Annotated in this window: 10 protein-coding genes and 4 tRNA genes; all 14 read left to right on the top strand. The window is 47.5% G+C overall.

Annotation, left to right across the window (positions count from 1 at the left end; genetic code table 11):
* Positions 1 to 272: 272 nt before the first annotated feature.
* Positions 273 to 348 (top strand) — tRNA-Thr (locus BMZ28_RS16600).
* A gap of 13 nt (positions 349 to 361) precedes the next feature.
* Positions 362 to 446: transfer RNA gene (locus tag BMZ28_RS16595), tRNA-Tyr, on the top strand.
* A gap of 203 nt (positions 447 to 649) precedes the next feature.
* Positions 650 to 724, top strand: a tRNA-Gly gene (locus tag BMZ28_RS16590).
* Between the two features lie 3 nt (positions 725 to 727).
* Positions 728 to 803: transfer RNA gene (locus tag BMZ28_RS16585), tRNA-Thr, on the top strand.
* Positions 804 to 920: 117 nt separating this feature from the next.
* The gene (gene tuf / locus BMZ28_RS16580) at positions 921 to 2,105 is read left to right on the top strand and encodes an elongation factor Tu (RefSeq protein WP_047782102.1); all 1,185 of its coding nucleotides are present in this window, start codon (positions 921 to 923) and stop codon (positions 2,103 to 2,105) included.
* A gap of 235 nt (positions 2,106 to 2,340) precedes the next feature.
* Positions 2,341 to 2,724, top strand: coding sequence for a preprotein translocase subunit SecE (secE, locus tag BMZ28_RS16575; protein WP_047782101.1), 384 nt, complete (start codon positions 2,341 to 2,343; stop codon positions 2,722 to 2,724).
* Position 2,725: 1 nt separating this feature from the next.
* Positions 2,726 to 3,271 (top strand): transcription termination/antitermination protein NusG, encoded by a 546-nt coding sequence (gene nusG, locus BMZ28_RS16570; protein WP_047782100.1) that lies wholly within the window; start codon positions 2,726 to 2,728, stop codon positions 3,269 to 3,271.
* Positions 3,272 to 3,431: 160 nt separating this feature from the next.
* Positions 3,432 to 3,860, top strand: coding sequence for a 50S ribosomal protein L11 (rplK, locus tag BMZ28_RS16565; RefSeq protein ID WP_047782099.1), 429 nt, complete (start codon positions 3,432 to 3,434; stop codon positions 3,858 to 3,860).
* A 3-nt stretch (positions 3,861 to 3,863) separates the two neighbouring features.
* Positions 3,864 to 4,568: a 50S ribosomal protein L1 gene (gene rplA / locus BMZ28_RS16560; protein WP_047782098.1), complete on the top strand. Its 705-nt coding sequence runs from the start codon at positions 3,864 to 3,866 to the stop codon at positions 4,566 to 4,568.
* A gap of 324 nt (positions 4,569 to 4,892) precedes the next feature.
* Positions 4,893 to 5,390 (top strand): 50S ribosomal protein L10, encoded by a 498-nt coding sequence (rplJ, locus tag BMZ28_RS16555; RefSeq protein ID WP_047782097.1) that lies wholly within the window; start codon positions 4,893 to 4,895, stop codon positions 5,388 to 5,390.
* A gap of 63 nt (positions 5,391 to 5,453) precedes the next feature.
* Complete coding sequence (gene rplL / locus BMZ28_RS16550) at positions 5,454 to 5,822, top strand: 50S ribosomal protein L7/L12 (RefSeq protein WP_047782096.1); 369 nt, start codon at positions 5,454 to 5,456, stop codon at positions 5,820 to 5,822.
* A 327-nt stretch (positions 5,823 to 6,149) separates the two neighbouring features.
* Positions 6,150 to 10,178 carry a DNA-directed RNA polymerase subunit beta gene (rpoB, locus tag BMZ28_RS16545; RefSeq protein ID WP_074824993.1) on the top strand — a complete coding sequence of 1,343 codons (4,029 nt, stop codon included), beginning with the start codon at positions 6,150 to 6,152 and terminating at the stop codon, positions 10,176 to 10,178.
* Between the two features lie 128 nt (positions 10,179 to 10,306).
* Complete coding sequence (rpoC, locus tag BMZ28_RS16540; protein WP_047782094.1) at positions 10,307 to 14,533, top strand: DNA-directed RNA polymerase subunit beta'; 4,227 nt, start codon at positions 10,307 to 10,309, stop codon at positions 14,531 to 14,533.
* 161 nt (positions 14,534 to 14,694) lie between these two features.
* A partial coding sequence (tnpA, locus tag BMZ28_RS16535) for an IS200/IS605 family transposase (protein WP_139211644.1) occupies positions 14,695 to 14,924 on the top strand: 230 nt, incomplete at its 3' end.

The raw sequence follows: 14,924 nt of genomic DNA, 5'->3' as shown, positions 1-14,924 counted from the left end.
GTTGATTTTGATTATCAGGTTAAAAAAGGAGCACTTTGATATCGTTCGGGTTCTTGGAATAAGAAGGAAATGTGCTCTAAAAATTAGGGTGATTAAAAGTCAGCAAAAAAAGTGTTTAAATTTTCTTCACTGTGGTGATGACGATTGGCTATAATCTATACTTTACGGGTAAAAAAAAGGCTTGTTTGATTAAAAAGTGAGCGATAGCGCATTAAAGTGAAATTTTTTGTTGCATCGTTCGTAATGTCTCCCTAGAATGCGCAGCACTTGATGCCGGCTTAGCTCAGTAGGTAGAGCAACTGACTTGTAATCAGTAGGTCGCCAGTTCGATTCCGGCAGCCGGCACCAATCAAGAATTCTGGGTGGGGTTCCCGAGCGGCCAAAGGGAGCAGACTGTAAATCTGCCGTGACTCACTTCGAAGGTTCGAATCCTTCTCCCACCACCATTATTTGATTGTGTTGACGCGATGTGGCATCAATACAGTGTCTGAAAAGACACCTGAAAGGGGATGAGTTAAGAGCTTCACTTTGGAGTTCAGCACTCAGCAAAGCACGATAAGCTACTAAGGTTTATCACTGCTTCTGAAGTCATTCCTCCCCCACCACCGAGTTTAGAGTGTTGAAGCACCAGGTCACTGAGTTCGGAACTGCGGGCATCGTATAATGGCTATTACCTCAGCCTTCCAAGCTGATGATGTGGGTTCGATTCCCACTGCCCGCTCCAAGTGCTGATATAGCTCAGTTGGTAGAGCGCACCCTTGGTAAGGGTGAGGTCGGCAGTTCGACTCTGCCTATCAGCACCACTTTCCCTTCTCTGGTTATCCCCCTGATTACTTCCACCTCAACATGCTATTACAAGCTTTTGCTTGGTTAATGTGGTTTAACCACGATCTATCTATCGTGATTTAGAGGGACTATCGATGTCTAAAGAAAAATTTGAACGTACAAAACCGCACGTAAACGTCGGTACTATCGGCCACGTTGACCACGGTAAAACAACTCTGACAGCAGCTATCACCAACGTATTGGCAAAAACCTACGGTGGTAACGCGCGTGCATTCGATCAAATCGATAACGCACCAGAAGAAAAAGCGCGTGGTATTACCATTAATACATCTCACGTAGAATACGACACGCCTACGCGTCACTATGCACACGTTGACTGCCCAGGACACGCCGACTACGTTAAAAACATGATCACTGGTGCTGCTCAGATGGATGGCGCTATTCTGGTTGTTGCTGCAACTGATGGTCCTATGCCTCAGACTCGTGAGCACATCCTGTTAGGCCGCCAGGTTGGCGTACCATACATCATTGTGTTCCTGAACAAGTGTGACATGGTTGACGATGAAGAGCTGTTAGAACTGGTTGAAATGGAAGTTCGTGAGCTTCTGTCTCAGTACGATTTCCCAGGTGATGATACCCCAGTAATTCGTGGTTCTGCGCTGAAAGCGTTGGAAGGCGAAGCTGAGTGGGAAGCTAAAATCATCGAATTGGCTGAAGCACTGGATAGCTACATTCCACAGCCAGAGCGTGCAATTGATAAGCCGTTCCTGCTGCCAATCGAAGACGTTTTCTCAATCTCTGGCCGTGGTACAGTAGTAACCGGTCGTGTAGAGCGCGGTATCGTTAAAGTTGGTGAAGAAGTTGAAATCGTTGGTATCAAAGATACTGTGAAAACAACTTGTACCGGCGTTGAAATGTTCCGTAAATTACTGGACGAAGGCCGTGCGGGTGAGAACGTTGGTGTTCTGCTGCGTGGTACTAAGCGTGATGAAATCGAACGTGGTCAAGTATTAGCAAAACCAGGTTCAATCAACCCGCATACTAACTTCGTATCAGAAGTTTATATCCTGAGCAAAGATGAAGGTGGTCGTCATACTCCATTCTTCAAAGGCTACCGTCCACAGTTTTACTTCCGTACAACTGACGTGACCGGTACCATCGAACTGCCAGAAGGCGTAGAGATGGTAATGCCAGGTGATAACATTCAGATGACTGTAACTCTGATTGCCCCAATCGCGATGGACGAAGGTTTACGCTTCGCTATCCGTGAAGGTGGCCGTACCGTTGGTGCGGGTGTTGTTGCTAAGATCATCAAATAAGATTGACTCGGCAGGCTTTAAAAGGGCATCATTTGATGCCCTTTTTCAACGTTGTGAATAAAAAGAACCTATCTCATCAAGTTTTTCTGTCTTGTTTTCTGGTATAAGTCAGTGAGAGCTAGGGTGAGATAGGCTCAGATACGGCGTATTATGCCGAAGAACGAGCATTCGGCTTGGTTGCTCTGCTATAATGCGGGGTGAGTGAATTATTTAAGTCATACTGACAGGTTGGTTTATGAGTGCGAATACCGAAGCTCAAGGAAACGGGCGCGGACTAGAAATAGTTAAATGGGTGATTGTCGCGGCATTACTGATTACCGCTATTGTGGGTAATTATATTTACCGTGGATATAGTTTACCTCTGCGTGCGATAGCCGTCGTTGCTATCATTGGCGTTGCTTTTGCTATCGCGTTATTTACCGCGAAAGGTAAAGCGACACTGGAGTTTGCGCGTGCTGCACGCGTTGAAGTTCGCAAGGTGATTTGGCCTACGCGTCAGGAAGCGCTACAGACAACGTTGATTGTTGCTGCGGTCACTGTCGTGATGTCACTGATTCTATGGGGGCTGGATGGTATTCTGGTCCGTTTGGTCTCATTTATAACTGGCCTGAGGTTCTAAGATGTCTGAAGCCCCTAAAAAGCGTTGGTACGTAGTTCAAGCTTTCTCCGGTTTTGAAGGTCGCGTTGCGCAATCTTTGCGTGAGCACATCAAACTGAATGAGATGGAAGATCAGTTTGGCGAAGTGATGGTTCCAACCGAAGAGGTTGTTGAGATTCGCGGTGGCCAACGTCGTAAAAGTGAACGCAAATTCTTCCCTGGTTATGTATTAGTCCAGATGGCGATGAACGATGCTACATGGCATTTAGTTCGCAGCATTCCACGCGTTATGGGTTTCATTGGCGGAACGTCGGATCGTCCGGCACCAATTAGTGATAAAGAAGTCGATGCGATTATGAATCGCTTACAACAAGTTGGTGATAAGCCACGGCCGAAAACACTATTTGAACCGGGTGAGCTGGTGCGCGTTAATGATGGCCCATTTGCTGACTTTAACGGTGTGGTTGAGGAAGTTGACTATGAGAAGAGCCGTCTGAAAGTATCGGTTTCTATCTTTGGTCGCGCAACACCAGTTGAACTAGACTTCGGTCAGGTAGAGAAAGGCTAATCAAGCACCGTGTGGTGATTGAATAATCATATTGTATTAGGCGTGGGGTTATCGTATAATTCCGCGCCTTTTATTTTTATTACGTATAAAGATAAAACACATTTTATTAAAGATAGGGGAGCCTTTCGAGGCGCTATTACCCAAACCGAGGAAATAACTCATGGCTAAAAAAGTCCAAGCCTACGTTAAGCTGCAAGTTGCAGCTGGTATGGCTAACCCAAGTCCACCAGTTGGTCCAGCTCTGGGTCAGCAAGGTGTAAACATCATGGAATTCTGTAAGGCGTTCAATGCTAAAACTGAAAGCATTGAAAAAGGCTTACCAATTCCTGTTGTTATCACTGTGTATGCAGACCGTTCTTTCACTTTTGTTACCAAAACCCCACCGGCTGCTGTGCTGCTGAAAAAAGCTGCAGGCGTTAAGTCTGGTTCTGGTGTTCCAAACAAAACTAAAGTTGGAACAGTAACAAACGCGCAAGTTCGTGAAATTGCACAAACTAAAGCTACGGATATGACTGGTTCTGATTTAGACGCGATGGTGCGTTCTATTGAAGGTACTGCTCGTTCCATGGGCCTGGTAGTGGAGGGTTAATCAATGGCTAAGCTAACCAAGCGCATGCGCGTAATCCGTGACAAAGTTGATGCAACTAAACAGTATGAAATTGCTGAAGCTGTTGCTCTGCTGAAAGAATTAGCAACTGCTAAATTCGTTGAAAGTGTAGACGTTGCCGTAAACCTCGGTATCGACGCTCGTAAATCTGACCAAAACGTTCGCGGTGCAACTGTACTGCCACACGGTACTGGTCGTACCGTTCGCGTTGCTGTGTTTACTCAGGGCGCAAACGTTGAAGCTGCAAAAGAAGCCGGTGCCGATCTGATCGGTATGGAAGATTTAGCAGACCAAATCAAAAAAGGCGAAATGAACTTCGACGTTGTTATTGCTTCTCCTGATGCAATGCGCGTTGTTGGTCAATTAGGCCAGGTTTTAGGCCCACGTGGTCTGATGCCAAACCCGAAAGTGGGTACTGTTACACCTAACGTTGCTGAAGCAGTTAGAAATGCTAAAGCGGGTCAGGTTCGTTATCGTAATGATAAAAACGGTATTATCCATACCACTATCGGTAAAGTTGACTTCGATACAGCTCAACTGCAAGAGAACTTAGAATCTCTGCTGTCTGCTCTGAAGAAAGCTAAACCATCTACCGCTAAAGGTGTTTTTGTTAAGAAAGTTAGCCTGTCCACCACTATGGGTGCTGGCGTAGCTATCGATCAAAGCAGCCTGAGCGCAGCAGCGAGTTAATTCGTTGCTTTACTATGGGGGCAGATTCGTCTAGAATTTGTCCCCTTAGATTTTTTCGGTTGGAGCCTGGCCATATCCAGGCCTCCGTCCAAGACCGCAGGCGTATGGCAACATACTTAATTGCTGTTTCCTTATTAAAGGTATAACGGCCTGCGTAGACGGTGAGAGAGCCTAAAGAATGTTTTTTCTTGTTACAAGAAAATGCTCTTTGCTGGATTCTACTCACCGTGTTTTAACGCCTGCTCATCGTTTCTTCGGAAACGATTGATTCAGGTGATGTGAGTTCCGGGGATTTTCCCGGTCTAATCCAGGAGCAAAAAGCCAATGGCATTAAATCTTCAAGACAAACAAGCGATTGTTGCTGAAGTTAGCGAAGTAGCCAAGGGCGCGCTGTCTGTAGTGGTTGCGGATTCCCGCGGCGTAACTGTAGATAAAATGACTGAACTGCGTAAAGCAGGTCGTGAAGCTGGCGTTTATATGCGTGTTGTTCGTAACACCTTAATGCGTCGCGTCGTTGAAGGGACTCCATTCGAGTGCCTGAAAGACACGTTTGTTGGTCCAACCTTAGTTGCATTTTCTAACGAACATCCGGGCGCAGCCGCTCGTTTATTCAAAGCTTTTGCTAAAGATAATGCAAAATTTGAGGTTAAAGCAGCAGCCTTTGAAGGTGAGTTAATCTCTGCGGCAAATATTGACCGCTTAGCAACCTTACCAACCTACGATGAAGCAATCGCACGCCTGATGGGAACCATGAAAGAAGCCGCTGCCGGCAAACTGGTTCGTACCTTGGCTGCGTTGCGCGATCAGAAAGAAGCAGCTTAATTGCTCTTTTGTATCGTTGCTTTTTAACGTATAAACTATTTCTATATTTTAGGAACACTTGTTATGTCAACTATCACTAAAGACCAAATCTTAGAAGGCGTTGCAGCTCTGTCTGTAATGGAAATCGTTGAGCTGATCGCAGCTATGGAAGAGAAGTTTGGCGTTTCTGCTGCAGCTCTTTCTGCTGGTCCAGCTGCTGCGGTTGAAGCTGTTGAAGAGAAAACTGAATTCGACGTAGTTCTGACTGCTGCCGGTGCTAACAAAGTTGCTGCTATCAAAGCAGTACGTGGCGCAACTGGCCTGGGTCTGAAAGAAGCTAAAGATTTAGTTGAATCTGCACCAGCTGTAATCAAAGAAGGCGTTAGCAAAGATGACGCTGAAGCTCTGAAGAAAGCTCTGGAAGAAGCAGGCGCTTCTGTTGAGGTTAAGTAAGACCTCTTTCCAGTTTGCAGCCTGACTTACAGGCTGATGGCTGGTGACTTTTTAGTCACCAGCCTTTTTGCGCTATAGGGTTTCAGTAGGGTTTCACACTGTTTGCCTACTGAAAAACCCCAATATTTCTTTCTATAGACGACTTAATATACTGCGTTTACTGCCACTGCCGAAGGCTTTGGGTCTGCGTAATGAAATGATTTAAGAGTGATAGAAATGAGTATTGCGGAAGATTTTCATACTTCCGATCGAAATAAATAGTGTTGTAACGACTGTCCCTATTCGGACGGACAGAGTGGGTCACTGATCAGCGAGCTGAGGAACCCTATGGTTTACTCCTATACCGAGAAAAAACGCATTCGTAAGGATTTTGGTAAACGTCCACAAGTACTGGACATTCCTTACCTTCTTTCTATCCAGCTTGACTCGTTCCAGAAGTTCATCGAGCAAGATATGGAAGGCCAACATGGACTGGAAGCTGCATTCCGTTCTGTGTTCCCTATCCAGAGCTACAGCGGCAACTCTGAGTTGCAGTATGTGAGCTATCGTCTTGGTGAACCTGTATTCGATGTCAAAGAGTGTCAAATCCGTGGTGTGACGTATTCTGCACCGCTGCGCGTTAAACTGCGCCTGGTGATTTATGATCGTGACGCTCCGGCGGGCACGGTTAAAGACATCAAAGAACAAGAAGTTTATATGGGCGAGATTCCGCTCATGACCGATAACGGTACCTTTGTCATCAATGGTACAGAGCGTGTTATCGTGTCCCAGTTACACCGTAGTCCGGGTGTGTTCTTTGATAGTGATAAGGGTAAAACCCATTCATCGGGTAAAGTGCTGTATAACGCACGTATTATTCCTTACCGTGGTTCCTGGTTAGATTTCGAGTTTGACCCGAAAGATAACTTGTTCGTTCGTATTGACCGTCGTCGTAAATTACCTGCGACTATCATTTTACGTGCGCTGGATTACACCACCGAACAAATTTTAGACCTGTTCTTTGACAAGATTGTCTTCGAAATCCGCGATAATAAGCTGCAAATGGAACTCGTTCCTGAGCGCTTGCGCGGTGAAACCGCTTCTTTCGATATCGAAGCTGACGGTAAAGTTTTCGTAGAGAAAGGTCGTCGTATTACTGCTCGCCATATTCGCCAGCTTGAAAAAGACGGCGTCAATAAAATCGAAGTGCCGACTGAATACATTATTGGAAAAGTCGTTTCTAAAGATTATATCGACGAGAGTACCGGGGAAATTATTTGCCCTGCGAATATGGAATTGACGTTGGATCTGCTGGCTAAATTAAGCATGGCAGGCCATAAGCGTATCGAAACGCTGTTCACCAACGATCTGGACCACGGCGCTTATATGTCTGAGACCGTGCGCGTAGACCCAACCTCTGATCGCTTAAGTGCATTGGTTGAAATCTATCGCATGATGCGTCCTGGTGAACCACCAACGCGCGAAGCAGCAGAAAATCTGTTTGAGAACCTGTTCTTCTCTGAAGACCGTTACGATCTTTCTGCGGTAGGCCGCATGAAGTTCAACCGTTCTTTAAGTCGTGAAGAAATTGAAGGCTCCGGGATCCTGAGCAAAGAAGATATCATCGAAGTGATGAAGAAACTTATCGGCATCCGTAATGGTGTTGGTGAAGTGGATGATATCGACCACTTGGGTAACCGTCGTATTCGTTCCGTTGGTGAAATGGCTGAAAACCAGTTCCGTGTCGGCTTAGTGCGCGTTGAGCGTGCGGTTAAAGAGCGTCTGTCATTAGGCGATCTCGACACCCTGATGCCTCAGGACATGATCAACGCTAAGCCGATTTCGGCGGCGGTGAAAGAGTTCTTTGGTTCCAGCCAATTATCTCAATTTATGGACCAAAACAACCCGTTGTCTGAGATTACGCACAAGCGTCGTATCTCTGCACTGGGCCCGGGCGGTTTAACGCGTGAGCGTGCCGGCTTTGAAGTACGTGACGTACACCCGACTCACTATGGTCGCGTATGTCCAATCGAAACCCCGGAAGGTCCAAACATCGGTTTGATTAACTCATTATCTGTGTATGCACAGACTAACGAGTATGGTTTCCTGGAAACCCCTTATCGTCGCGTACGTGACGGTATGGTAACCGATGAGATTCATTACTTATCTGCCATTGAAGAAGGCAACTTCGTTATCGCTCAGGCTAACTCAAACCTGGATGACGAAGGCCACTTCATGGAAGACCTGGTGACCTGTCGTAACAAAGGCGAATCAAGCTTATTCAGCCGCGAACAAGTTGACTATATGGACGTTTCAACCCAACAGGTTGTGTCCGTAGGTGCTTCTTTGATTCCGTTCCTGGAGCATGATGACGCCAACCGTGCATTGATGGGTGCAAACATGCAACGTCAGGCGGTTCCTACTCTGCGTGCTGATAAGCCGCTGGTTGGTACCGGTATGGAACGTGCTGTAGCGGTTGACTCCGGCGTAACCGCCGTTGCCACACGCGGCGGTATTGTTCAGTACGTCGACGCATCGCGTATCGTGATTAAAGTTAACGAAGACGAGATGATGCCGGGTGAAGCAGGTATCGATATTTATAACCTGACGAAATACACCCGTTCTAACCAGAACACCTGTATCAGTCAAATGCCATGCGTCTCTTTAAATGAGCCAGTTGAACGCGGTGACGTGTTAGCTGACGGCCCATCGACTGACTTGGGCGAATTGGCACTAGGCCAGAACATGCGCGTCGCGTTCATGCCTTGGAACGGTTATAACTTCGAAGACTCCATCTTGGTTTCTGAGCGTGTTGTACAGGAAGACCGTTTTACGACTATCCATATTCAGGAACTGTCTTGCGTATCTCGTGATACCAAGTTAGGGCCGGAAGAGATCACTGCTGACATCCCTAACGTGGGTGAAGCGGCACTGTCTAAACTGGATGAGTCAGGTATCGTTTATATCGGTGCTGAAGTGACCGGCGGCGACATTCTGGTTGGTAAGGTAACGCCTAAAGGTGAAACCCAGCTGACGCCAGAAGAGAAACTGCTGCGCGCGATTTTTGGTGAGAAAGCGTCTGATGTTAAAGACTCCTCACTGCGCGTGCCAAACGGCGTTTCAGGTACCATTATCGACGTTCAAGTCTTTACCCGTGATGGCGTAGAGAAAGACAAGCGTGCGCTTGAAATCGAAGATATGCAGCTTAAGCAGGTTAAGAAAGACCTGACTGAAGAACTGAAGATTTTCGAAGCAGGTCTGTTTGCGCGTATTCACGATGTGCTGGTTGCCGGCGGCATCGAAGAAGACAAACTAAGCAAGCTGACTCACGACAAGTGGCTGGAAATTGGATTAAGTGACGAAGACAAGCAAAACCAACTGGAACAGTTGGCTGAGCAGTACGACGAACTGAAATCCGAATTCGAGAAGAAACTTGACGGTAAGCGTCGCAAGATCACTCAGGGCGATGATTTAGCTCCTGGCGTACTGAAGATTGTCAAAGTCTACCTGGCGGTTAAACGTCAGATCCAGCCTGGTGACAAGATGGCAGGTCGCCATGGTAACAAAGGTGTTATCTCTAAGATCAACCCGATCGAAGATATGCCTTACGATGAAAACGGCGTGCCTGTTGACCTCGTGCTGAACCCGCTGGGTGTACCATCACGTATGAACATCGGTCAGATTCTGGAGACCCACTTGGGTCTGGCTGCGAAAGGTATCGGTGACAAGATCAACACCATGCTGAAGCAGCAGCAAGAAGCGGCAAAACTGCGTGAATTTATCCAGAAAGCTTACGATCTGGGTGATGATACGCGTCAGAAAGTAGACTTAGCTAAGTTTACTGATGCAGAAGTGCTGACTCTGGCAGAGAACCTGCGTAAGGGTATGCCGATTGCGACACCAGTGTTTGATGGTGCAAAAGAGAAAGAAATCAAAGAACTTCTGACCTTGGGCGGTTTACCGACTTCTGGCCAGATCACGTTGTTTGATGGACGTACCGGTGAACAGTTCGAACGTCCGGTTACCGTTGGCTATATGTACATGCTGAAACTTAACCACTTGGTTGATGACAAGATGCATGCACGTTCTACCGGTTCTTACAGCCTGGTTACTCAGCAGCCGCTGGGTGGTAAGGCTCAGTTCGGTGGACAACGCTTCGGTGAGATGGAAGTGTGGGCGCTGGAAGCTTATGGCGCAGCGTACACTCTGCAGGAAATGCTGACCGTCAAGTCCGACGATGTAAACGGCCGTACCAAGATGTACAAAAACATCGTGGATGGCAACCATCAGATGGAGCCAGGCATGCCGGAATCCTTCAACGTATTGTTGAAAGAGATCCGCTCGCTGGGTATCAACATCGAGTTGGAAGAGGAATAATTTCCTCTAATCTCCAGCCCCGGTTCGCCGGGGATGGTTGCAGGGCACAGGGGCGCTTAACCCCTTAAACATTGCGTTTAAGATCAGGTTTTGCGCCCAACAGGTTTAACTCCGACAGGAGCCGATCCGTGAAAGATTTACTGAAGTTTCTGAAAGCACAAACTAAGACCGAAGAGTTTGATGCAATCAAAATTGCGCTGGCATCGCCAGACATGATCCGTTCTTGGTCTTTTGGCGAAGTAAAAAAGCCAGAAACCATTAACTACCGTACGTTCAAACCAGAACGTGACGGCCTTTTCTGTGCCCGTATTTTCGGACCAGTAAAAGATTACGAATGCTTGTGCGGTAAGTACAAGCGTCTGAAGCATCGCGGCGTCATTTGTGAAAAATGTGGCGTTGAAGTGACTCAGACTAAAGTGCGTCGTGAGCGTATGGGCCACATTGAACTGGCTTCTCCTACTGCGCATATCTGGTTCCTGAAATCACTGCCGTCCCGTATCGGTCTGTTATTAGACATGCCTTTACGTGATATTGAACGCGTACTGTACTTCGAATCCTATGTGGTTGTTGAAGGCGGTATGACTAACCTTGAGCGTCGTCAGATCCTGACTGAAGAGCAGTATCTGGATGCGCTGGAAGAGTTCGGTGATGAATTTGACGCGAAGATGGGTGCAGAAGCTATCCAGTCACTGCTGAAAGGCATGGATCTGGAAGCGGAATGTGAACAACTGCGTGAAGAGTTAAATGAAACCAACTCTGAAACCAAACGTAAGAAGCTGACTAAGCGCGTTAAGCTGTTGGAAGCCTTCATTCAGTCTGGCAACAAGCCTGAGTGGATGATTCTGACTGTTCTGCCGGTTCTGCCGCCAGATTTACGTCCGCTGGTTCCGCTGGACGGTGGTCGTTTTGCGACTTCCGACCTGAACGATTTATATCGTCGCGTAATTAACCGTAACAACCGTCTGAAACGACTGCTGGATCTGGCTGCGCCGGATATCATCGTACGTAACGAAAAACGTATGCTGCAGGAAGCCGTGGATGCGCTGTTGGATAACGGTCGTCGTGGTCGTGCTATCACCGGTTCTAACAAGCGTCCTCTGAAATCTTTGGCCGATATGATCAAAGGTAAACAGGGTCGTTTCCGTCAGAACTTGCTTGGTAAGCGTGTTGACTACTCCGGTCGTTCGGTTATTACCGTAGGTCCATACCTGCGTCTGCATCAGTGCGGTCTTCCTAAGAAGATGGCATTAGAGCTGTTCAAACCATTCATCTACGGCAAGCTTGAGCTGCGCGGTCTAGCGACCACCATCAAAGCCGCTAAGAAAATGGTTGAGCGTGAAGAAGCCGTGGTATGGGATATCCTGGATGAAGTTATCCGCGAACACCCGGTACTGTTAAACCGTGCACCAACCCTGCACCGTTTAGGTATTCAGGCGTTTGAACCGGTTCTGATCGAAGGTAAAGCGATTCAGTTGCACCCATTAGTGTGTGCGGCTTATAACGCCGACTTCGATGGTGACCAAATGGCTGTTCACGTACCGCTAACGCTGGAAGCTCAGCTGGAAGCACGTGCGTTGATGATGTCCACCAACAACATTCTGTCGCCAGCTAACGGTGAGCCAATCATCGTTCCTTCTCAGGACGTGGTATTGGGTCTGTACTACATGACCCGCGACAAAGTGAATGCGAAAGGCGAAGGCATGGTCTTAGGCGGACCAAAAGAAGCTGAGCGCGTATACCGTGCCGGCCACGCTGAACTACATGCCCGCGTTAAAGTTCGTATCACCGAGTATGAGAAGAATGCTGAAGGTGAATTGGTTGCTAAAACCGGTCTGGTAGATACTACCGTTGGTCGTGCCATCCTGTGGATGATCGTACCTAAAGGTCTACCTTACTCGATTATTAACCAAGCGTTAGGCAAGAAAGCTATTTCCAAGATGATTAACACCTGTTATCGCATCTTGGGTCTGAAGCCGACTGTTATTTTTGCTGACCAGACCATGTACACCGGCTTTGCCTATGCGGCACGTTCTGGTGCGTCTGTTGGTATCGACGACATGGTGATTCCGGCTAAGAAAGCTGAAATCATCACGGAAGCCGAAACTGAAGTTGCAGAAATTCAGGAGCAGTTCCAGTCAGGTCTGGTTACTGCTGGCGAACGCTATAACAAAGTTATCGATATCTGGGCTGCTGCTAACGAACGCGTAGCAAAAGCGATGATGGAAAACTTGTCTTCAGAAACCGTGATTAACCGTGACGGCGAAGAAGAGAAGCAAGTTTCCTTCAACAGCATCTTTATGATGGCTGACTCCGGTGCACGGGGCTCGGCAGCACAGATTCGTCAGTTAGCCGGTATGCGTGGTCTGATGGCTAAGCCAGATGGCTCGATCATTGAAACCCCGATCACTGCGAACTTCCGTGAAGGTCTGAACGTACTCCAGTACTTCATCTCGACTCACGGTGCTCGTAAAGGTTTGGCGGATACCGCACTGAAAACAGCAAACTCCGGTTATTTGACCCGTCGTTTAGTTGACGTGGCGCAGGACTTGGTTGTTATCGAAGATGACTGTGGAACACATGACGGTATCGTTATGACCCCGGTTATCGAAGGTGGCGACGTTAAAGAACCACTGCGTGAGCGTGTATTAGGTCGTGTAACGGCTGAAGACGTTCTGAAACCGGGTACGGCTGACATTCTGGTACCGCGTAATACGCTGCTGAATGAAAAATGGTGTGACCTGTTAGAAGAGCACTCTGTTGATATTATCAAGGTACGTTCCGTTGTTAGCTGTGATACCGATTTTGGTGTTTGTGCTAACTGTTACGGTCGTGACCTGGCTCGTGGCCATATCATCAACAAAGGTGAAGCTATCGGTGTTATCGCAGCTCAGTCAATCGGTGAGCCGGGTACACAGTTAACCATGCGTACGTTCCACATTGGTGGTGCGGCATCGCGTGCGGCAGCTGAGTCCAGTATTCAGGTGAAAAATACAGGTAGCCTGAAGCTGAAGAACGCTAAGTTTGTTATCAATCCTGCTAACAAGCTGGTGATTACTTCACGTAATACTGAACTGACCCTGATCGATGAGTTCGGTCGTACTAAAGAGAGCTATAAAGTACCTTACGGTGCGGTTATGGCGAAAGGCGATGGCGTTGGCGTTACCGGTGGCGAAACTGTCGCTAACTGGGATCCGCATACCATGCCAGTTATCTCTGAAGTTGCCGGTTTCATTCGCTTTACCGATATGGTTGATGGCCAGACAATTACTCGTCAAACTGACGAATTAACTGGTCTGTCTTCAATCGTTGTGCTGGAAGGTGCTGAACGTACTGGTAGTACTAAAGACCTGCGTCCTGCGTTAAAACTGGTTGATGCTAAAGGTAATGATGTCCTGATCCCAGGTACTGATATGCCTGCTCAATACTTCTTACCGGGTAAAGCAATTATCCAGTTAGAAGATGGCGTAGAGATCAATCAGGGTGACACTCTGGCACGTATTCCTCAGGAATCTGGCGGTACTCGCGATATTACCGGTGGTCTACCACGCGTAGCCGACCTGTTTGAAGCGCGTCGTCCGAAAGAGCCTGCGATTCTGGCTGAAATCAGCGGCGTAATCTCCTTCGGTAAAGAGACCAAAGGTAAGCGTCGTCTGGTTATCACTCCGATGGATGGCAGCGAGCCGTACGAAGAGATGATTCCGAAATGGCGTCAGCTGAACGTATTTGAAGGCGAACTGGTAGAACGCGGTGACGTTGTTTCCGATGGTCCAGAGTCTCCACATGACATCCTGCGTCTGCGTGGTGTGCATGAAGTGACTCGTTACATCGTTAACGAAGTTCAGGAAGTTTACCGTCTGCAAGGCGTTAAGATTAACGATAAACACATTGAAGTTATCGTTCGTCAGATGCTGCGTAAAGGGACTATTGTTCATCCTGGCAACACCGAGTTCCTTGAAGGTGAGCAGGCTGAGTACGCGCGCATCAAGATTGCTAACCGCACGCTTGAAGCAGGTGGTAAGTTGGGCGCAACCTTTGCTCGTGACCTGTTAGGTATTACGAAAGCATCGTTGGCAACTGAGTCCTTCATTTCTGCTGCGTCGTTCCAGGAAACAACTCGTGTGTTAACTGAAGCTGCCGTTGCAGGTAAACGTGATGAGTTACGTGGTCTGAAAGAGAACGTTATCGTTGGTCGCCTGATTCCGGCGGGTACCGGTTACGCTTATCACCAGGCTCGTGCACGTCGTCGCCACGTTGAAGAAATCTCCAGTGCTAGTGCTCCACAGGTCAGCGCAGAAGAAGCAACAGCTAACTTGGCTGAATTGCTGAATGCCGGTCTGGGTCACAGTGACGAGTAATCAACGCTACTGACTTAATAAACCGCCTGAAAGGGCGGTTTTTTTATTTCTAACTGAATACCACGTCCTATGGACGTGGTTATCGACTTTAGGCTCTGCCAGTAAGGCTACTCATGGGAAAATCCGAATCTGTTATCCCCATAACTGATAAGGATTTAACCATGAGTAGATTCGAAAAAGCATCGCATGTGCTATGGCATTGTCAATACCATATAGTCTGGACGCCCAAATGCCGATTCCGAATATTGAAAAATAATGTAGGGAAAGAGGTGTACAGACAAATAAGAATTTTGAGTGAACAGCTCCATATAGAAATAGTGGAATTAAATGTTCAATTAGATCACGTTCATTTATTAGTCAAGATCCCACCAAAGCTCTCAGTGTCAGAGGT

Source organism: Pragia fontium DSM 5563 = ATCC 49100 (genome assembly GCF_900112475.1).
Lineage (GTDB): Bacteria > Pseudomonadota > Gammaproteobacteria > Enterobacterales > Enterobacteriaceae > Pragia > Pragia fontium.
The sequence above is the reverse complement of the archived record's forward strand: the minus strand, read 5'-3'. Positions and strand labels throughout refer to the sequence as shown.

Coding starts and splice junctions, on each gene's coding strand:
- tuf (WP_047782102.1), top strand. CDS start 921: ATGTCTAAAGAAAAATTTGAACGTACAAAACCGCACGTAAACGTCGGT.
- secE (WP_047782101.1), top strand. CDS start 2,341: ATGAGTGCGAATACCGAAGCTCAAGGAAACGGGCGCGGACTAGAAATA.
- nusG (WP_047782100.1), top strand. CDS start 2,726: ATGTCTGAAGCCCCTAAAAAGCGTTGGTACGTAGTTCAAGCTTTCTCC.
- rplK (WP_047782099.1), top strand. CDS start 3,432: ATGGCTAAAAAAGTCCAAGCCTACGTTAAGCTGCAAGTTGCAGCTGGT.
- rplA (WP_047782098.1), top strand. CDS start 3,864: ATGGCTAAGCTAACCAAGCGCATGCGCGTAATCCGTGACAAAGTTGAT.
- rplJ (WP_047782097.1), top strand. CDS start 4,893: ATGGCATTAAATCTTCAAGACAAACAAGCGATTGTTGCTGAAGTTAGC.
- rplL (WP_047782096.1), top strand. CDS start 5,454: ATGTCAACTATCACTAAAGACCAAATCTTAGAAGGCGTTGCAGCTCTG.
- rpoB (WP_074824993.1), top strand. CDS start 6,150: ATGGTTTACTCCTATACCGAGAAAAAACGCATTCGTAAGGATTTTGGT.